Origin of the sequence: Streptomyces sp. NPDC046900 (genome assembly GCF_040644975.1) — a bacterium.
Lineage (GTDB): Bacteria > Actinomycetota > Actinomycetes > Streptomycetales > Streptomycetaceae > Streptomyces.
Map to the genome: position 1 here is coordinate 23,070 of NZ_JBEYXD010000056.1, position 18,453 is coordinate 41,522.

An 18,453-nucleotide genomic window follows, 5' to 3' on the forward strand; every position below is an offset into this window, starting at 1 on the left:
CCCTGCTCGGCTCCGCGCGGGCCGGCAGCTCGCACGGGTCCGGACGGAACACCGGCCCCGCGCGGTGCTCCGGGGCCGTCCGCCCGGGGCGACGGGTGGGCCCGGGGCCGTCAGGCATGCGGGGCCTTCCCCTTGGCGTCCACGCCGCGCAGGGCGATGGCGTACATCTCGTCCGCGTCGAGGCGGCGCAGCTCCTCGGCGATCAGTTCGGAGGTCGGGCGGACCTTCAGCGCCATGGTGCGCGGGGGCTGGCCCGGCAGGCTGAGGGTGGCCAGCGGGCCCTCTGGGCGGTCGATGACGATCTCGCCCTTCTCCGTGCCCAGCCGGACGGCCGTGACGACCGGTCCGGCGGTGACGACCCGGTCGACCGGCACCTTCAGGCGTGCCTGGAGCCAGCGGGCGAGCAGCTCGGCGCTCGGGTTCTCGGCCTCGCTCTCCACGGCCGCCGAGGTCACCGTCGCACGGGCCTGGTCGAGCGCCGCGGCCAGCATCGAGCGCCACGGTGTGAGCCGTGTCCAGGCCAGGTCGGTGTCGCCCGGCGCGTACGAGGAGACCCGGGTCTCCAGCGCGTCGAGCGGCGCGTCGATGGCGTACATGTCGGTGATGCGGCGCTGCGCGAGGGCGCCCAGAGGGTCCTTCGCCGGGTTGTCCGGCGCGTCCACCGGCCACCACACCACGACGGGCGCGTCCGGCAGCAGCAGCGGCAGGACCACCGAGTCGGCGTGGTCGGAGACCTCACCGTACGTCCGCAGTACGACCGTCTCCCCGGTGCCGGCGTCGGTGCCCAGCCGGACCTCGGCGTCGAGGTGCGAGGACGTGCGGTCCCGCGAGGTGCGCGAGTGCCGCTTGATGACGACCAGGGTGCGCGAGGGGTGCTCGTGCGAGGCCTCTTCGGCCGCCCTGAGCGAGTCGTACGCGTTCTCCTCGTCGGTCACGATCACCATGGTCAGGACCATGCCCACAGCGGGGGTGCCGAGGGAGCGACGCCCCTGGACCAGCGCCTTGTTGATCTTGCTTGCCGTGGTGTCGGTCAGATCGATCTTCATGGCCTGCGCCAGCTCCGTCCGTCTCGTGCGAGCATCTCGTCGGCTTCCTCGGGACCCCAGGTACCCGCGGGATACTGCGCGGGCTTGCCGTGTGTCGCCCAGTACTCCTCGATCGGATCGAGGATCTTCCAGGACGCCTCCACCTCCTCGGTGCGGGGGAAGAGGTTCGCGTCGCCGAGCAGTACGTCCAGGATCAGCCGTTCGTACGCCTCGGGGCTGGACTCGGTGAACGACTCGCCGTAGGCGAAGTCCATCGTGACGTCCCTGATCTCCATCGAGGTACCCGGCACCTTCGAACCGAAGCGCACGGTCATGCCCTCGTCGGGTTGCACCCGGATGACGATCGCGTTCTCGCCGAGTTCCTCGGTGGCCGTCGAGTCGAACGGGGAGTGCGGCGCCCGTTGGAAGACCACCGCGATCTCGGTGACCCGGCGGGCGAGGCGCTTGCCGGTCCGCAGGTAGAAGGGGACGCCCGCCCAGCGGCGGCTGTCGATCTCCAGCTTGATGGCCGCGTAGGTGTCCGTGGTGGACCCCGAGTCGGTGCCGTCCTCCTCGAGGTAGCCGACCACCTTCTCGCCGCCCTGCCAGCCGTTCGTGTACTGCCCGGGCACGGTGTGGCTGCCGAGGTCCTCCGGGAGCTTCGCCGACCGCAGGACCTTGAGCTTCTCGGTGGCCAGGGACTCGGCGTCGAAGGCGATGGGCTCCTCCATGGCCGTCAGGGCCAGCAGCTGGAGCAGGTGGTTCTGGATGACGTCACGGGCGGCACCGATGCCGTCGTAGTAGCCGGCGCGGCCGCCGATGCCGATGTCCTCGGCCATGGTGATCTGCACATGGTCGACGTACGACCGGTTCCAGATCGGCTCGTACAGCTGGTTGGCGAAGCGCAGCGCCAGGATGTTCTGGACGGTCTCCTTGCCCAGGTAGTGGTCGATGCGGAAGACCTGGTCCGGAGCGAACACGTCGTGCACGATGGCGTTCAGCTCACGCGCGCTCGCCAGATCGTGGCCGAACGGCTTTTCGATGACCCCGCGCCGCCAGGAGCCCGCCGGCGCGTCCGCCAGCCCGTGCTTCTTGAGCTGCTGGACCACCTGCGGGAAGAACTTCGGCGGCACGGAGAGATAGAACGCGTAGTTGCCGCCGGTACCCCGGGAGGCGTTCAACTCCTCGATGGCGGAACGCAGCTGCTCGAAGGCGTCGTCGTCGTCGAAGGTGCCGGGGACGAACCTCATGCCCTCGGCCAGCTGCTGCCAGACCTCCTCGCGGAACGGCGTACGGCTGTGCTCCTTGACGGCTTCGTGCACCACCTCGGCGAAGTCCTGGTCGGCCCAGTCGCGTCGGGCGAACCCGACGAGCGAGAAGCCCGGCGGCAGCAGACCCCGGTTGGCCAGGTCGTAGACGGCCGGCATCAGCTTCTTGCGGGACAGGTCGCCCGTCACACCGAAGATGACCAGGCCCGAGGGGCCCGCGATCCGCGGGAGACGCCGGTCGCGCGGGTCACGGAGTACGTTCTCCCAGTCGGTGACCGGGTCCGGCTGCTGCGCGACGGCCGGGCCCGGCGCGTCGGCGGCCCCCGGCGCCCCGCCCTTGGGTTCCGCGTTCCCGGCAGACGTCCGGGGGGACATCTCCTCGCTCATTCTCCGTCAACTCCCTTGTTCTTCAGAGAGACTGCGACTGCCTCGAGCAGGTCGCCCCAGGCCACCTCGAACTTCGCGACGCCCTCGTCCTCGAGCTGTCCCACGACCTCGTCGTAGGAGATGCCGAGCGGCTCGAGGGCCGCGAGGTCGGCGCGGGCCTGCGCATAGCCGCCGGTGACCGTGTCGCCCCGCACGGCGCCGTGGTCGGCGGTGGCGTTGAGCGTGGCCTCCGGCATCGTGTTGACCGTGCCGGGCGCGACCAGCTCGTCGACGTACAGCGTGTCCTTGTACTCAGGGTCCTTCACACCGGTCGAGGCCCACAGCGGACGCTGCTTGTCGGCCCCGGCACCCGCCAGGGAGAGCCAGCGCTCACCGGCGAAGGTCGCCTCGTACGCCTCGTATGCGAGCCGTGCGTTCGCGAGGGCGGACCTGCCCTTCAGCGCGAGCGCCTCGTCCGTGCCCAGCTTCGTCAGACGCTTGTCGATCTCCGTGTCGACGCGGGAGACGAAGAACGAGGCGACGGAGTGGATGGCGGACAGGTCGAGCCCGGCGGCCCTCGCCTTCTCCAGACCGGCGAGGTACGCGTCCATCACCTGGCGGTAGCGCTCCAAGGAGAAGATCAGCGTCACATTCACGCTGATGCCCCGTCCGATCACCTCGGTGATGGCCGGGAGCCCGGCCTCGGTCGCCGGGATCTTGATCATCACGTTCGGGCGGTCCACCAGCCAGGCGAGCTGCTTGGCCTCGGCGACGGTCGCCCTGGTGCGGTGGGCCAGCCTCGGGTCGACCTCGATGGAGACCCGGCCGTCCCGGCCGTCCGTCGCCTCGTACACGGGCCTCAGTATGTCGGCGGCGGCGCGGACATCGGCGGTGGTCATCATGCGGACGGCCTCCTCGACCGTCACGCCGCGCTCCGCGAGGTCGGACAGCTGCTCCTCGTAGCCTTCGCCGGAGCCGATGGCGGCCTGGAAGATGGACGGGTTCGTGGTCACGCCCACCACGTGCTTCCGCGCCACGAGTTCGGCCAGGTTGCCGGACTCGATCCGCTTGCGGGACAGGTCGTCCAGCCAGATCGACACGCCCGCCTCGGACAGGCGCTTCAACGGCTCCGCTGCTTCAATCGCTTCGGTCACTGTGATCATCTTCTTTCTGGCGATCGGATCAACCGCGGACGGCGGCGAGGGATTCCCGGGCCGCGGCGGCCACGTGCTCGGCGGTGAAGCCGTACTCGGCGAACAGGGTCTTGGCGTCGGCGGAGGCGCCGAAGTGCTCCAGGGAGACGATGCGTCCACTCTCACCGACGTACCGGTACCAGGTCAGGGCAATGCCCGCCTCGACCGCCACGCGGGCCTTCACCGACGGCGGAAGGACCCGCTCGCGGTATGCGGCGGGCTGCTCCTCGAACCACTCGACGGACGGCATGGACACCACCCGGGTACCCACGCCCTCGGCCTCCAGCCGCTCCCGCGCGGCGACCGCGAGCTGTACCTCGGACCCGGTGGCGATGAGGATGACGTCGGGCGTGCCGGTGGAGGACTCCCGGAGGATGTAACCGCCCTTCGCCGCCTCGGCGTTCGGCGCGTAGGTCGGTACGCCCTGGCGGGTGAGGGCGAGACCGTGCGGCGCGGGGGAGGTGGAGTGCCGCCTGAGGATCTCCGCCCAGGCGACGGCGGTCTCGTTGGCGTCGGCCGGGCGCACGAGGTTCAGGCCCGGGATGGCGCGCAGCGAGGCCAGGTGCTCGACGGGCTGGTGGGTCGGGCCGTCCTCGCCCAGGCCGATGGAGTCATGGGTCCACACGTACGTCACCGGCAGCTGCATCAGGGCCGACAGGCGCACCGCGTTGCGCATGTAGTCGGAGAACACCAGGAACGTGCCGCCGTAGACGCGGGTGTTGCCGTGCAGCGCGATGCCGTTCATCTCGGCGGCCATCGAGTGCTCGCGGATACCGAAGTGGATCGTCCGGCCGTACGGGTTCGCCTCCGGCAGCGGGTTGCCCTTGGGCAGGAACGAGCTGTTCTTGTCGATGGTGGTGTTGTTCGAGCCGGCCAGGTCGGCGGAGCCGCCCCACAGTTCCGGGACGATCGCGCCGAGGGCCTGCAGCACCTTGCCGGACGCGGCACGGGTGGCGACCGCCTTGCCCTCCTCGAACACGGGCAGCGCGTCCTCCCAGCCCTCCGGCAGCTGGCCGGCCAGGACGCGGTCGAACAGCTTCGCGCGCTCCGGCTGCGCGGTGCGCCACTGTGCGATCCGCTTGTCCCAGGCGGTGTGCGCCTCGGCGCCGCGGTCGAGGGCCCGGCGGGTGTGGGCGAGCACCTCGTCGGCCACCTCGAAGCTCTTGTCCGGGTCGAAGCCGAGGACGCGCTTGGTCGCGGCGACCTCGTCCTCGCCGAGCGCCGAGCCGTGGGCCGCCTCGGTGTTCTGTGCGCCGGGCGCCGGCCACGCGATGATCGTGCGCATGGCGATGATGGAGGGGCGCTCGGTCTCGGCCCGGGCGGCCTCGAGCGCCGCGTACAGCGCGTGGACGTCGACGTCGCCGTTCCCGGCGGGCTCGATGCGCTGCACGTGCCAGCCGTAGGCCTCGTAGCGCTTGAGTACGTCCTCGGAGAACGCCGTCGCGGTGTCGCCCTCGATGGAGATGTGGTTGTCGTCGTAGAGGAAGACGAGGTTGCCGAGCTTCTGGTGGCCGGCGAGCGAGGACGCCTCGGCGGAGATGCCCTCCTCCAGGTCGCCGTCGGAGACGATCGCCCAGATCGTGTGGTCGAAGGGCGAGGCGCCCTCGGGGGCGTCCGGGTCGAACAGGCCGCGTTCGTAACGCGAGGCCATGGCCATGCCGACCGCGTTGGCGACGCCCTGGCCGAGGGGCCCCGTGGTGGTCTCGACACCCGCGGTGTGGCCGTACTCGGGGTGGCCGGGCGTCTTGGAACCGTGCGTGCGGAAGGCCTTCAGGTCCTCCAGTTCCAGTTCGTAGCCGGCGAGGAAGAGCTGCGTGTAGAGGGTCAGGGAGGTGTGGCCCGGGGAGAGGACGAAGCGGTCACGGCCGGTCCACTCCGGGTCGGCCGGATCGTGCCGCATCACCTTTTGAAAGATCGTGTACGCCGCCGGGGCCAGGCTCATCGCCGTGCCCGGATGGCCGTTGCCGACCTTCTGTACCGCGTCGACGGCGAGAACACGGGCGGTGTCGACGGCTCGCCCGTCGAGCTCGGTCCACTCGAATCCGTCGGGGCTCTGCGCACTCATCTTCAAGAAGTCCTCACTGAACGGGGATCGCTGACAGAACGCGTTCAAAATTAAAAGTCTGACTTTTGCAGGGGAAGGTGCCCCTGTGTCAGCCTTCGGTGAAAGTGGGACATCCACAGAGGCACCGAGGCGGCGCGAGAGGGATATGGCGGACATAACCACCCAGGACGACGACTGGATCAGGACGTACCCCTTTCCGGTCGACCGGAGTGTCTGCGGTGTCGGTATGCAGGTGGGCCCCATGGACGCCGGGGGAACCTGGCACGAGGACGCGCCGGTCGAGCGCGTCCACCGCATCGACTTCCATGCGGTGATGCTCCTCGACGGCGGCCCCGTGACGCATATGGTGGACTTCGCCGAGTACCGGCTGACTGCCGGTGACCTTCTGTGGATCCGCCCCGGTCAGGTCCACCGCTTCTCCCGTGCGAGCGAGTACCGCGGGACCGTGCTGACCATGCAGCCCGGCTTTCTGCCGCGCGCCACCGTGGAGGCCACGGGTCTGTACCGCTACGAGCAATCGCCGCTGCTGCACCCCGATCCGGCCCAGCTCGCCGGACTGCGGGCCTCCCTCGCCCAGCTCCAGCGTGAGTACGAGGACACGTCCACCCTGCCCCTGAGTCTGCACACGGAGGTCCTGCGCCACACCCTGACCGCGCTCCTGCTGCGCCTCGCGCATCTGGCGGCCAGCTCGGCCGAGGCGGCTCGCGAGCAGGCGGACACCACCTTCACCCGGTTCCGGGACGCGGTCGAGCAGGACTTCGCGGTCAACCACAGCGTCAGCGCGTACGCCGACGCCCTCGGCTACTCCCGCCGCACGCTGGTCCGCGCCGTCCGCGCCGCCACCGGGCAGACGCCGAAGGGTTTCATAGACAAGCGCGTGATCCTGGAGGCGAAACGCCTCCTCGCCCACACGGACCTGCCGATCGGCCGCGTGGGTGCCGCCGTGGGCTTCCCCGACGCGGCGAACTTCTCCAAGTTCTTCCACCAGCACACGGACACGACCCCGGCCGCGTTCCGGGCGGAGTTGAGATGACGAAGGAGGGGGTGGGCGCTCGACCCACCCCCTCGGCACTCGCTGTCAGTGGCCGAAGCCGAACCAGTTCACGTTCACGAAGTCGTTCGGCTGGCCGCTGGTGAAGGTGAGATAGACGTCATGGGTGCCGGTGACCGAGGCGATGTTCGCCGGTACGGTCCGCCAGCTCTGCCACCCACCCGTGTCGGCCACCGCGAAGCTGCCGATCGGTGCGTTCGAACGGCTGTCGAGGCGCACCTCGACCAGTCCGCTCACACCGCTCGCCGCACCGCTCGCGACCCGGGCGTGGAACTGCGTGGCCGCGCTGGAGCCGAAGTTCACCCCCTTGTACAGGGCCCAGTCGCCGTTGGCGATCCAGCCCATGTCCTGGCCGCCGCCGGTGTCCGTGGTGGACTCGGTCGCCACGCCGGACTGGCTGTCGTACGACTCGGCCTGGATGGTGCCGTACGCGTCGCGGTTGCCGGACGGCGGAGGTGTGGTACCGCTCCCACCGCCCGTGGACTGAAGCACCTGCACATAGTCCACCACCATCGGGTGGCCGGGCTGTGTGTCACCGTCCAGGCCGCCGCCGAACGCGTCGGGGAAGCCGCCGCCCATCGCCACGTTCAGGATGGCGAAGAAGCCGTGGCTGGTGGCGTTGGCCCAGGTGGTCGCGTCCACCTGGTTCGCCGTGACCGTGTGGTAGTTGACGCCGTCGACGTAGAAGCGGATCGCCTCCGGGCTCACCGAGCGGTCCCACTCCATCGCGTAGGTGTGGAAGCCGGACTGGCAGGTCGTGCCCGGGCACGCGGTGGAGTTGCCGATGCCGGTGGTCTCGTTGCACGGGCCGCCGGGGCTGGTGCCGCAGTGCATGGTGGCCCACACCTTGTTGAGGCCCTGGACGTTCTCCATGATGTCCAGTTCGCCGACGCCCGGCCAGTTCTGGTAGTTGCCGCGGTAGGGCGCGCCCAGCATCCAGAAGGCGGGCCAGTAGCCCTCGGCCGCGGTGCCGGTGACGTTCGGCATCTGGAGGCGGGCCTCGACGCGCAGCTTGCCGCCTGCCGGGGGCTGGAAATCGGTACGGGTGGTCTCGATGCGGCCCGAGGTCCAGTGGCCGGCCGCGTCACGGCGTGGCGTGATGAGGAGGTTGCCGTTGCCGTCGAGCGAGACGTTGCCGGTGCTCGAGGTCATCGTCTCGACCTCGCCCGTGCCCCAGTTGGCGGGGCCGCCCGGGTAGGAAGTGCCGGTGTCGTACTGCCAGTCGGCGGTGTTGACGCCGGAGCCTGCCGCGCCGTTGAAGTCGTCGAGGAAGACCTGGCTCCAGCCCGCCGGGGGCGTGGGGGCGTTGGCGTTCGCGGGCAGGGTGGCGACGGTGGCGGCCGCCACCGCCAGACCCATCGTGCCGAGCACGGCGACGAGCGCGCGGCGCAACGGCCGGTGTCTGGTGGGTATGCCGGAAGTGTCCTTCATGGGCTGCCTCTTCGGGTACGGAGTGGGGGAGTGCGGGCAGGAGAGCCGGGGAGCCGCGTGGAGGTTCGTGAGAGCGCTCTCAAGCCGCGCGGACAATGTGCTCTCCGCCACCGCGGCCGTCAAGAGGTGAAGCCGAGAAAGTCCTTCAGTGGTACTGGAGTTGAGGGCATCGACGTCATGCTCGGACGGTATGAGGAGCCCATGAGCGAGGGGCGGGAGCACGCGGAGCGCCGTCGACCGCGTGGCGCGGACGGACGGCGGCGGGAAAACCCTGCCGCCGTCCTGCAGAGCCTGTCGCCGTGCTGCGCCTGAGGGGTGCTACTGCCGGCGGTACGAGTAGACGGTGGTCGCGACCGTGCACACGTCGGGCTGGACCACCTCGGCGCGCAGGGTGCCGCGGGCCGCGTCGTAGTCCACGCCCTCCGCCTCGAACGTGCCGCTGCACACACTGCGCTGCGGCAGGCCGAACAGGCTGGTCACGTGTCCGGTGACCGGGCCGCCGTCCAGCTTGTGCGACAGGTCCACCTGGAGCAGCGGCCGGTCCTCGGGGAACAGCGTCTTCGAGCCGTCGTCCGACGCGCACAGCAGCTGCGTCTCGTTCACGAAGTCGCAGCCCTGGATGTCGCGCACGGGCTTGTCGAGCGTGATCTGCGGAGCCTGCGGCAGTGCCCCGCCGGTGCGCGGGGTGGACGGGTTGAGCAGGGGAGCGGGGAAGACCTGCAGGCGGTTCTGATCGCCCCACTCGCCCGACACCAGCCACTGCCCGTCGGGCGACACCGCCGCGAAGGAGTTGTTGAGCTTCTCGCCGGGGCCGAGCTGGTGGACGTACTCATAGCGTTGCCCGGCCGGGGTGGTCACCGCGAACATCTTCGAGGTCGCCGTGTCCGGGCCCTGGTAGGCGTCGAAGACATCGCCGCCGGCGACGTCCGGGTCGCCCACGTGGTTCCAGCCCTTGATGCGCAGGTCGAGCGGGATGTCGGCGAGTCCCCGGTACAGCAGCGAGCCGTCGGCACGGCTCGCCAGTCCCTGACCGCCGCCCAGGGAGTCGGTGTACGCGGTGCCGGTCTCCTGCCAGGCCGGCCCCGCGGCCGCCGAGGAGGTGACCGCAGCGAGCGTGAGGGCAGCCGATAACGCTGCCGCGGAGAAGAGTTGACGTCTCATCGGGCTCCTGCCACGTCGATGAAGATGGGATTGGAATAGAATCACGTGCCGGCGCACGGGTCACCGTCGCCGAAGCCCCGCCCGGAGGCGGCGGCCGCAGGGGCCGCCGCCGCGGGAGCGAGGGTGAAGGCGGGCCGAACAGGACCGCTCGGCGCAGGAGCTGACGCCGGGACACGCCCTGGGCGTCGAGTTGTTCGGGGGAGACGGACGGATCGGCCCGGACGGGCGGGTGCCGCCCGGTCGCGGTCGCGTCGAACCCTCGGGACGTCAGTGGTTCATGAACTGGGAGACCGGCAGCGCCCGGTCCACGATCCGTACGTCACCGAGCCACCCGTGGTGGATCTGGTCGATCCTGCCCCCGTACTCGTAGCCGCCGAGCAGCCACGGCAGGCCGACCGAGGCGAGGCCGACGGTACGGGCGTCGGGATTGCGGGCGACGGGGCAGCCCTGGACGTACATCGTGGTGTGGCCGCTGTCGTTGACGACCGCCAGGTGCCACCAGGTCTCGCGTGCGGTCTCGTCACCCCAGTTGGTGACGATGCCCTCCTGGTTGAGGGGCCGCACGGCCCACTGCGGTCCGGGGCCGTCGGACAGCGAGAGGGTGGCGAGCGGCTCGTCCGGATCGTCCTGCGTCTTGCCCGCCGCGCCACCCGTGCCGGTCCGGCTGACCAGGCCCGCCCAGGCGTTGTGGGACGCGTCCCAGTCCTCGGGCACCTTGTAGAACGCCTCGATGGTGTAACCGCGGGAGAACGTCGCCGTGTTGAGCGGGGCGCCGTCGACCGTGCGCAGATAGGCGCCGCGCAGCGGTGACTTGTACCCCTGGAAGCGCAGGCTGCCGTGCCCCGGCTGGTCCGGGTGGTGGTCCGACGACCAGGTGAGGGAGCCGTCCAGGATGCTGACGACGGTCAGGTCGTTGCCGCGGCCCGACAGATCGCGGACCGTGCCGTGCACGGCCGCGCCGTCGTCGTGGCCGTCGAAGCGCCAGTACGCGACGGTGCCGCGGACCAGCATCTGGGAGCTGGGCCGCGCGGAGCGAGGAGGCACGGGGGCGAAGCCGGAGAAGCGCTGCTCGAAGTCGATCGCCACGGAGAACCGGTCCTCGGGGCCGGTCAGCTCGATCTCCTGCCGCTCCAGTTCGTTGAGCCCTTCGCCCGCCCGTCCCAGGATCCACGGGGAGATCGTCTCGACGTCGATGGTGTCCCGGTCGAGGTCGAAACGGTAGAGGCGGATCATCGCCGCGCCACCGTAGTACCGGTTCTGGTAGTTCGTCAGGTGCAGGTGTACGTCGTTGCCCGCGGCGTTCTTACGGGTGGCGCGGGCGGCGGGCCAGAAGTGGCCGTTCAGGGTCAGGAAGATCTGGTCGTGGTCCGCGATCAGCTGGTCCCAGAGCTGCTCCCCGTACGACGAGAGCGCGTCGTCCCCGTAGACCAACTCGTGGGTGGTGAGGATGACCGGCGTCTTCGGGTGCTGGGCGATCACGTCCTTCGCCCAGGCGAAGCCCTGCGCCGACAGCCGCCAGTCGAGAGCGAGCACGAGCCACTCGCGGCCGCCCGCCCGGAAGACGTGGTAGGTGTTGTAGCCGTCAGGGGAGGAGCCGCCGAAGGTGCGCTTGCCCTTGAAGCGTTGCGGGCCGAAGGCGTCCAGGTACGGGGTGGGGCCGCGCTGGTCGTCGGTGGACGACCGGATGTCGTGGTTGCCGGCGAGGACGCTGTACCCGACCCCGTTCCGGTCGAGGAGCCCGAACGCCTCGCTCGCCGCGTCGAATTCGACGGCGGCGCCGTTCTGCGTCAGGTCTCCCAGGTGGGACAGGAAGACGACGTTCTCGTCCTCGCCGTGCTCCAGGATGTAGCGCAGTGAGGCCTTGATGGGGGCCGGGTTGATGCTCGGCCCGTCGAACAGGTACTGGGTGTCGGGCATCACGACGAGGGTGAAGCGCCGGCTTTCGGAGTCGGGGCGCCGGTGGCTCGCCGTCGCCGCCTCGGCGGTGGCCGGCAGGGCGACCCCGGTGGTGGCGGCTGCGCCGAGCAGCGCGGTGGCCCGCAGGAAGCTGCGTCTGCCGGCTCCGGCCTGCGCGGCCTCGCCCTGGGCGTGGTCATGTGAAGTACACACGTGTGCTCCGTGAGAGGTGTCGGAGGAGGGGAAGCGCGGGGTTCAGAGAGTGCGCAGCGTCCAGCTCCAGCGATGGACGCCCGGTGCGACGAGATGCGAGGGCGGGATGTCGGGGCCGCAGCAGGCCGTGCCCGGCCCGCGGTGCGCCCCGTCGATGCGCACCACGCAGCCGGAGCGCGGCTCCGGCTCGTCGTGGTGTGCGGCCGGGTCCTCGGCGTGGACGGGGGTGCCCACGGTCGAAGGCCGGTGGAGGGTCACGGAGACCTGGCGCGGCTCGTCCAGTACGACGGTGAGACGGGTGGCGTGCGGTGCGGACAGCGTGAAGCGCCGTACGCCGTGCCGGACATCGCTCTCCTGCGGTCGCGGGCAGGAGGTGAACAGCTCGGCCACCGGGACGGAGGGGTGGCCCACGGGCGCGCCCGGGTTCTGCTCGGGGCGCGACTCGCACGGCGCGTGCCCGAACCACTCCGGCACGTCGAGGCCGGCCACCGTCTCGAAGACGGAGCCGACCCGCGCCACGTCGTCGAACTGTTCGGGCAGCTCCGCCTGTTCCTCGACGCGGACGCCGCCCTCAACGGGTGTGAAGACCTGCCGGTGCCGGATGACGCCGACGGCGCCGGCGTACTCGGCGAGCACCGTCACGCGGGCCTCGTCGCGCTGGACGGAGACGACCTTGCGGACAAGCGTGTCCAGGCCCCACGACCGCGGGTATGGTGCGGCACTGCCCGGCTCGTCGCCGGCGGGCGCTCGCCACAGCCACAGCGCGGGGGCGACGGTCAGCAGCGGATGGACGAGCAGCCCCTCCGCGTCGACCCGCACGGAACCCTCCGCCGCGGGCTCCGGAGCCATCCGCAGCCGTACCTGCGGCGCGCACAGCTCCGTACCGCGCGGCGCCCACGGCATGTCCTCAGCCGTGGTCACCCGCAGCGTCAGCCAGGCATCGCCGCCGTCGCGCGGCAGCAGGAACGGCAGCGGTGCCGCGGCCGTCTCACCCGGCCGCAGATCGGGCAGGTCCATGGGTGCCGTCAGGGTGCGGCCGTCGTCGAGCACCATCTCCCACCGGCCCGACAGCCAGGCCAGGCTCCGGGAGCGCTGCTGGTTGGTGAGGACGATGCCCTCGTGCTTGTAGCGCTCGATGCCCACCGGGGCCGCGATCTCCGGGTGCTCGTGCACCGTCGGCTCGGGCGCGCGGTCGGGGAAGACCGCACCGTCCGCGACGAACGCGCCGTCGTGCACCGCGTAGCCGAAATCGCTGCCGTACGCCCAGCGGTGACCGGGCGTGGCGACACCGTTGTCGTACAGATCGGCGCCCGCGCGCCCGGCCGGTCTTCCGTCGCTCACGCGCTGGAGAATGCCGTGGTCCCAGAACTCCCAGATGAAGCCGCCCTGAAGACCCGGGGTGGCCTCGATGGCGGCCCAGTGGTCGGCCCGTGTGCCCGCGGCCCCCTGCCGGATCGGTTGATTACTGCGCAGAAACGCGCGTGGAATTGATTGAAGATGACGAGTAGTGTTCACGGCGTGCTGGCGGAACAGCGTCACCGACTCATCCTGCGGGCCCTGCGCTCAGGCGGCCTCGCGGCCGTGACCGAACTGTCGGAGCAGCTGGGCGTCAGCCCCGCCACCGTCCGGCGGGACCTGGTGAGACTGGAGGAGTCGGGTCTGCTCACCCGTGTCCACGGAGGCGCGGTCGTGGAGGAGGGCGAACAGCCCTTCGCCGAGGTAGCCGCGGTGCGCGTGCCCGAGAAGGACTCCATAGCCGCCCGGGCCGCCTCGATGGTCCAGGACGGCGATTCCGTGCTGCTCGACATCGGCACCACCGCCTGTCGGCTGGCCCGGCAGCTGCGCGGCCGCCGGCTCACGGTGATCACCAGCAATCTGGTGGTCTACGAGGAGCTGGCCGACGACGAGGGCATCGAGCTGGTGCTGCTCGGCGGCACGGTCCGCCGCGAGTACCGCTCTCTGATCGGCTTCCTGACCGAGGACAACCTCCGCCAGCTGCACGCCGACTGGCTGTTCCTCGGCGCCAGCGGGGTGCGGCCCGGCGGTCAGGTGATGGACACCACGGTCGTCGAGGTGCCGGTCAAGCGGGCGATGATCAAGGCGAGCGACCGGGTCGTCCTGCTCGCCGACTCGGCGAAGTTCCCGGGTACCGGGATGGCGAAGGTCTGCGACCCCCAGGCACTGGACGTGCTGGTGACGGACGCGCCCGTGGACGTGGCGACCCGCTCGTCGCTTCAGGAGGCGGACGTCGAAGTGGTCGTGGCAGGAGAGGTGCAACCGTGCAGCTGACGATTCTGGGCGGCGGCGGGTTCCGGGTGCCGCTTGTGTACGGGGCACTCCTCGGGGACCGCGCCGAGGGCCGGGTCACCCGGGTCGTGCTGCACGACCTGGACGCCGGGCGGCTGTCGGCCGTGACCCGGGTGCTGGCCGAGCAGGCCGCGGGCGTGCCGGACGCGCCCGGGGTGACCGCCACCACCGACCTCGACGAGGCGCTGCGCGGCGCCGACTTCGTCTTCTCCGCCATCCGGGTCGGTGGTCTCGAGGGACGTGCCCACGACGAGCGGGTGGCGCTCGCCGAGGGTGTCCTCGGCCAGGAGACCGTCGGCGCGGGCGGTATCGCGTACGGGCTGCGGACCGTGCCCGTCGCCGTCGACATCGCACGGCGCGTGGCCCGGCTGGCCCCGGACGCCTGGGTCATCAACTTCACCAACCCGGCGGGGCTCGTCACCGAGGCCATGTCACGCCACCTCGGCGACCGCGTCATCGGCATCTGCGACTCCCCGGTCGGCCTCGGCCGCCGTATCGCCCGGGTGCTCGGTGTCGCGAGGCCGGGCGAGGCCTTCGTCGACTACGTCGGCCTCAACCACCTCGGCTGGGTGCGCGGCCTGCGTGTGGCCGGCCGCGACCGGCTCCCGCGGCTGCTCGCCGACCCGGAGCTGCTCGGTTCCTTCGAGGAGGGCAAGGTCTTCGGCGCCGACTGGCTGCAGTCCCTCGGCGCGATCCCCAACGAGTATCTGCACTACTACTACTTCAACCGCGAGGCCGTCCGCGCCTACCGTGCGGCGGAGAAGACCCGCGGCGCCTTCCTGCGCGATCAGCAGGCCCGGTTCTACGACGAGGTGAAGCGGCCGGACGTGTCCGCCCTGGCGGTCTGGGAAGGCACGCGGGCCGAACGGGAGGCCACCTACATGGCCGAGAACCGGGAGGCGGCGGGCGCCGGCGAGCGGGACGCCGACGACCTCTCCGGCGGCTACGAGAAGGTGGCCCTCGCCCTGATGCGGGCCATCGCCCGCGACGAGCGCACGACCCTGATCCTGAACGTGCGCAACCGCAGCACGCTCTCCGCCCTCGACGCCGAGGCGGTCATCGAGGTGCCGTGCCTGGTCGGCGCCGACGGTGCGCACCCGCTCGCGGCCGACCCGCTCCCCGGCCATGCGACCGGCCTGGTGTGCGCGGTCAAGGCGGTCGAGCGCGAGGTGCTGTCCGCCGCCGAGTCCGGCTCCCGCGCCACGGCGGTCAAGGCCTTCGCCCTGCACCCGCTCGTCGACTCGGTGAACGTGGCGCGCAAGCTGGTGGACGGCTACACCTCGGTCCACCCCGGCCTGGCGTACCTCAGATAAGCGCTTCCGCCCTCTCCCTGGAGACCCCCATGCACGACGAACGCCGCCGGATCGAGGAGCGCGTCGCACGCCTCCACAACCAGCGCATCAAGCCCGCGATCTACGCGGCCTCCGTACCCTTCGAGGTCGAGGCATGGCAGGCACCGGGGGAGCCGGTGCCCTTCGAGGAGGCGGCCGCCGCCGCGTACACGCCCTTCGGGATGGGCACCCCCTGGGGCCCGCCCTGGGGCACCACGTGGTTCCGGATGCGGGGACAGGTCCCCGCGGAGTGGTCGGGCAAACGGGTCGAGGCGGTCATCGACCTCGGCTTCGTCGGCGACTGGCCCGGCAACCAGGCCGAGGCGCTGGTCCATCTGACCGACGGGACGCCGCTCAAGGCCGTCAACCCGCTCAACCAGTACGTCCCGATCGCCCACCCGGCCGCGGGCGGCGAGGAGATCGACTACCTCGTCGAGGCCGCCTCGAACCCCGACATCCTGGCGAACGGCTTCGCGGCCCCGACCCCGCTCGGCGATGTGCTCACGGCGGGCGACCGGCCGCTCTACACCTTCAAGCGCGCCGACATCGCCGTCCTGGACGAACAGGTCTGGCACCTCGACCTCGACCTCCAGGTGCTGCGGGAGCTGATGGTCGAGCTCGGCGAGCACGAGCCGCGCCGGCACGAGATCCTGCACGCCCTCGACCGCGCGATGGACGCCCTCGACCTCGACGACATCTCCGGCTCGGCGGCCGCCGTCCGCGAGGTGCTCAGGCCCGTCCTGGCCAGGCCCGCGCACGCCAGCGCCCACATCGTCTCCGGAGTCGGTCACGCGCACATCGACTCCGCCTGGCTGTGGCCGATCCGGGAGACCAAGCGCAAGACGTCCCGCACCTTCTCCAACGTCACCTCGCTCGCCGACGAGTACGAGGAGTTCGTCTTCGCCTGCTCGCAGGCCCAGCAGTACGAGTGGGTGCGCGACAACTACCCGCGGGTGTGGGCGCGGATCCAGGAGGCGGTGAAGAAGGGCCAGTGGGCGCCGGTCGGCGGCATGTGGGTCGAGGCCGACGGCAACCTGCCCGGCGGTGAGGCCCTCGCCCGGCAGCTCGTCCACGGCAAGCGGTTCTTCATGGAGCACTTCGGCATCGAGACCAAGGGCGTCTGGCTGCCGGACTCCTTCGGCTACACCGCGGCCTACCCGCAGCTCGCCAGGCTCGCAGGCAACGAGTGGTTCCTGACCCAGAAGATCTCCTGGAACCAGACGAACAAGTTCCCGCACCACACCTTCTGGTGGGAGGGCATCGACGGCACCCGCATCTTCACCCACTTCCCGCCGGTCGACACCTACAACGCCCGCTTCAGCGGCGCGGAGATGGCCCACGCCGTGCGCAACTACCAGGAGAAGGGCGGCGCCACCCGCTCGCTGGCGCCCTTCGGCTGGGGCGACGGCGGTGGCGGCCCCACCCGCGAGATCATGGAGCGGGCGCGGCGCCTGAAGGACCTGGAGGGTTCCCCGAAGGTCGTCGTCGAGCACCCCGACGCCTTCTTCAAGGCCGCCCGCGAGGAGTACCCGGACGCCCCCGTCTGGGCCGGTGAGCTCTACCTGGAACTGCACCGTGCCACGTACACCTCCCAGGCCCGCACCAAGCAGGGCAACCGGCGGTCCGAGCACCGGCTGCGCGAGGCCGAGCTCTGGGCGACGACGGCGGCCCTGCACGCGCCCGGCTACGTCTACCCGTACGCGAAGCTGGACCGGCTGTGGAAGACGGTACTGCTCCACCAGTTCCACGACATCCTGCCGGGTTCGTCGATCGCCTGGGTGCACCGGGAGGCGGAGGCGGAGTACGCGCGGGTCGCCGGTGAGCTGGAGGAGCTGACGGCCGAGGCGGTCGCGGCGCTGGGCCCCGGCGCCACCCGTGTCTTCAACACGAGCCCCTATGACCGCGCCGAGGTGGTCCGTACGGCCGAGGGCGCACCCGCGTACGTGGTGGTCCCGGCGGGCGGCAGCGCGTCCCTCACCGCCGCCGAGCCCCCCAAGCCCGTGGCGGCCGGCGGCCGCGTCCTCGACAACGGCCTGGTCCGCGTCGAGGTGGCCGAGGACGGAACGCTGTCCTCCGTCCGCGACCTGCGTGCGGACCGCGAAGTCCTCGCCGGCCGGGGCAATCTGCTCCGGCTGCACACCGACCTGCCCAACCACTGGGACGCCTGGGACATCGACAAGCACTACAAGAAGCGGTACACGGACCTGCTGGAAGCGGACTCCGTGACGGTGGTCGAGGAGGATCCGCTCGTCGGCGCCATCCGGGTCGAGCGCAGCTTCGGCCGGGGATCGAGGATCACTCAGACGATCACCGTCCGCGCGGGCAGCCCCCGTGTCGACTTCGAGACCGAGATCGACTGGCACGAGGCCGAGAAGATCCTCAAGGCGGGCTTCCCGGTGGACATCCGGGCACCGCACTCCTCGGCGGAGATCCAGTTCGGCCACGTCCAGCGGCCCACCCACACCAACACCAGCTGGGAGGCGGCCCGCTTCGAGGTCTCCGGGCACCGCTGGGTGCACATCGGTGAACCCGGGTACGGCGTCGCGGTCATCAACGACTCGACGTACGGGCACGACGTCTCCCGCACGGTCCGCGAGGACGGCGGCACGACGACCACGGTCCGCCTCAGCCTGGTGCGCGCCCCGCGCGTCCCGGACCCCGGGGCCGACCAGGGCAGGCACCGCTTCACCTACTCGCTGCTTCCCGGGGCGGGCATCGAGGACGCCGTGGCCGAGGGCTACGCCCTCAACCTGCCGCTGCGCGTGGCGGATTCGGCGGGCGCGCCGGAACCGGTCGTCTCGGTGGACGGCGAGGGCGTGACCGTCGAGGCGGTCAAGCTCGCCGACGACGAGTCCGGTGACGTCGTGGTGCGGCTGTACGAGTCCCGGGGCGGCAGGGCCGCCGGCACTCTGCGCACGGGTTTCCCGCTCGGGGAAGCGCAGGTCACCGATCTCCTGGAGCGTCCGCTCGGGCAGGTGGACACCGACGGGAACGGCTCCGTCCCGGTCCGGCTGCGGCCCTTCGAGATCCTGACGCTCCGTCTGAAGAGGGCCGGCGCCCGCCGGTAGAGGACGGTCACAGGGCGGGCTCCGGGCTCAGGCCCGGAGCCCGCCCCGCACCGAAGTCTGGGCCGGGCCAGTTCCTGG

At 71.1% G+C, this 18,453-nt stretch carries 11 protein-coding genes and 2 pseudogenes; 4 read left to right on the forward strand and 9 right to left on the reverse strand.

Annotation, left to right across the window (positions count from 1 at the left end; genetic code table 11):
* Window positions 1-110: 110 nt before the first annotated feature.
* The 4 genes from opcA to tkt are packed head-to-tail and all read right to left on the reverse strand — an operon-like array spanning window position 111 to window position 5,917.
* Window positions 111-1,046: a glucose-6-phosphate dehydrogenase assembly protein OpcA gene (gene opcA, locus ABZ904_RS35595; RefSeq protein ID WP_360999528.1), complete on the reverse strand. Its 936-nt coding sequence runs from the start codon at window positions 1,044-1,046 to the stop codon at window positions 111-113.
* Window positions 1,043-2,680, reverse strand: a complete 1,638-nt coding sequence (gene zwf / locus ABZ904_RS35600; protein ID WP_361828125.1) for a glucose-6-phosphate dehydrogenase — start codon at window positions 2,678-2,680, stop codon at window positions 1,043-1,045. Before zwf ends, opcA begins: the two co-directional genes overlap by 4 nt.
* Window positions 2,677-3,822: a transaldolase gene (tal, locus tag ABZ904_RS35605; RefSeq protein WP_360999534.1), complete on the reverse strand. Its 1,146-nt coding sequence runs from the start codon at window positions 3,820-3,822 to the stop codon at window positions 2,677-2,679. Before tal ends, zwf begins: the two co-directional genes overlap by 4 nt.
* A gap of 19 nt (window positions 3,823-3,841) precedes the next feature.
* Window positions 3,842-5,917 (reverse strand): transketolase, encoded by a 2,076-nt coding sequence (tkt, locus tag ABZ904_RS35610; RefSeq protein WP_360999537.1) that lies wholly within the window; start codon window positions 5,915-5,917, stop codon window positions 3,842-3,844.
* A 145-nt stretch (window positions 5,918-6,062) separates the two neighbouring features.
* On the opposite strand from tkt, the gene ABZ904_RS35615 reads away from it, so the two are divergent.
* Window positions 6,063-6,950 carry an AraC family transcriptional regulator gene (locus tag ABZ904_RS35615; RefSeq protein ID WP_360999540.1) on the forward strand — a complete coding sequence of 296 codons (888 nt, stop codon included), beginning with the start codon at window positions 6,063-6,065 and terminating at the stop codon, window positions 6,948-6,950.
* A gap of 45 nt (window positions 6,951-6,995) precedes the next feature.
* Here the strand turns inward: ABZ904_RS35615 and ABZ904_RS35620 are convergent, their stop codons facing one another.
* From ABZ904_RS35620 to ABZ904_RS35640, 5 genes and pseudogenes are all read right to left on the reverse strand, one after another.
* A complete protein-coding gene (locus ABZ904_RS35620) occupies window positions 6,996-8,399 on the reverse strand; it encodes a glycoside hydrolase family 16 protein (protein ID WP_361828130.1) in 1,404 nt (467 codons plus the stop codon).
* A gap of 318 nt (window positions 8,400-8,717) precedes the next feature.
* Window positions 8,718-9,560: a hypothetical protein gene (locus ABZ904_RS35625; protein WP_361828133.1), complete on the reverse strand. Its 843-nt coding sequence runs from the start codon at window positions 9,558-9,560 to the stop codon at window positions 8,718-8,720.
* A 56-nt stretch (window positions 9,561-9,616) separates the two neighbouring features.
* Window positions 9,617-9,831: pseudogene (locus ABZ904_RS35630) on the reverse strand (hypothetical protein); the annotation flags it as partial.
* A complete protein-coding gene (locus ABZ904_RS35635) occupies window positions 9,828-11,669 on the reverse strand; it encodes a LamG-like jellyroll fold domain-containing protein (RefSeq protein ID WP_361828136.1) in 1,842 nt (613 codons plus the stop codon). The pseudogene ABZ904_RS35630 and the gene ABZ904_RS35635, both read right to left, overlap by 4 nt.
* Before the next feature lie 42 nt (window positions 11,670-11,711).
* Window positions 11,712-13,106 (reverse strand): annotated as a pseudogene (locus ABZ904_RS35640) (beta-galactosidase domain 4-containing protein); the annotation flags it as partial.
* Window positions 13,107-13,187: 81 nt separating this feature from the next.
* On the opposite strand from ABZ904_RS35640, the gene ABZ904_RS35645 reads away from it, so the two are divergent.
* The 3 genes from ABZ904_RS35645 to ABZ904_RS35655 are packed head-to-tail and all read left to right on the forward strand — an operon-like array spanning window position 13,188 to window position 18,375.
* On the forward strand, window positions 13,188-13,958 hold the full coding sequence (locus tag ABZ904_RS35645) for a DeoR/GlpR family DNA-binding transcription regulator (protein ID WP_361828139.1): 771 nt from the start codon (window positions 13,188-13,190) through the stop codon (window positions 13,956-13,958).
* The gene (locus tag ABZ904_RS35650) at window positions 13,949-15,289 is read left to right on the forward strand and encodes a 6-phospho-beta-glucosidase (RefSeq protein ID WP_361828142.1); all 1,341 of its coding nucleotides are present in this window, start codon (window positions 13,949-13,951) and stop codon (window positions 15,287-15,289) included. Before ABZ904_RS35645 ends, ABZ904_RS35650 begins: the two co-directional genes overlap by 10 nt.
* 29 nt (window positions 15,290-15,318) lie before the next feature.
* Entirely contained in the window at window positions 15,319-18,375 is a 3,057-nt protein-coding gene (locus ABZ904_RS35655; RefSeq protein ID WP_360999557.1) for a glycoside hydrolase family 38 C-terminal domain-containing protein, read from the forward strand.
* Window positions 18,376-18,453: the final 78 nt, after the last annotated feature.

Bases quoted from the DNA above. Each gene is read 5' to 3' on its own strand.
- opcA (WP_360999528.1), bottom strand. From the start codon at position 1,046: ATGAAGATCGATCTGACCGACACCACGGCAAGCAAGATCAACAAGGCG.
- zwf (WP_361828125.1), bottom strand. From the start codon at position 2,680: ATGAGCGAGGAGATGTCCCCCCGGACGTCTGCCGGGAACGCGGAACCC.
- tkt (WP_360999537.1), bottom strand. From the start codon at position 5,917: ATGAGTGCGCAGAGCCCCGACGGATTCGAGTGGACCGAGCTCGACGGG.
- ABZ904_RS35625 (WP_361828133.1), bottom strand. From the start codon at position 9,560: ATGAGACGTCAACTCTTCTCCGCGGCAGCGTTATCGGCTGCCCTCACG.
- tal (WP_360999534.1), bottom strand. From the start codon at position 3,822: ATGATCACAGTGACCGAAGCGATTGAAGCAGCGGAGCCGTTGAAGCGC.
- ABZ904_RS35655 (WP_360999557.1), top strand. From the start codon at position 15,319: ATGCACGACGAACGCCGCCGGATCGAGGAGCGCGTCGCACGCCTCCAC.
- ABZ904_RS35620 (WP_361828130.1), bottom strand. From the start codon at position 8,399: ATGAAGGACACTTCCGGCATACCCACCAGACACCGGCCGTTGCGCCGC.
- ABZ904_RS35615 (WP_360999540.1), top strand. From the start codon at position 6,063: ATGGCGGACATAACCACCCAGGACGACGACTGGATCAGGACGTACCCC.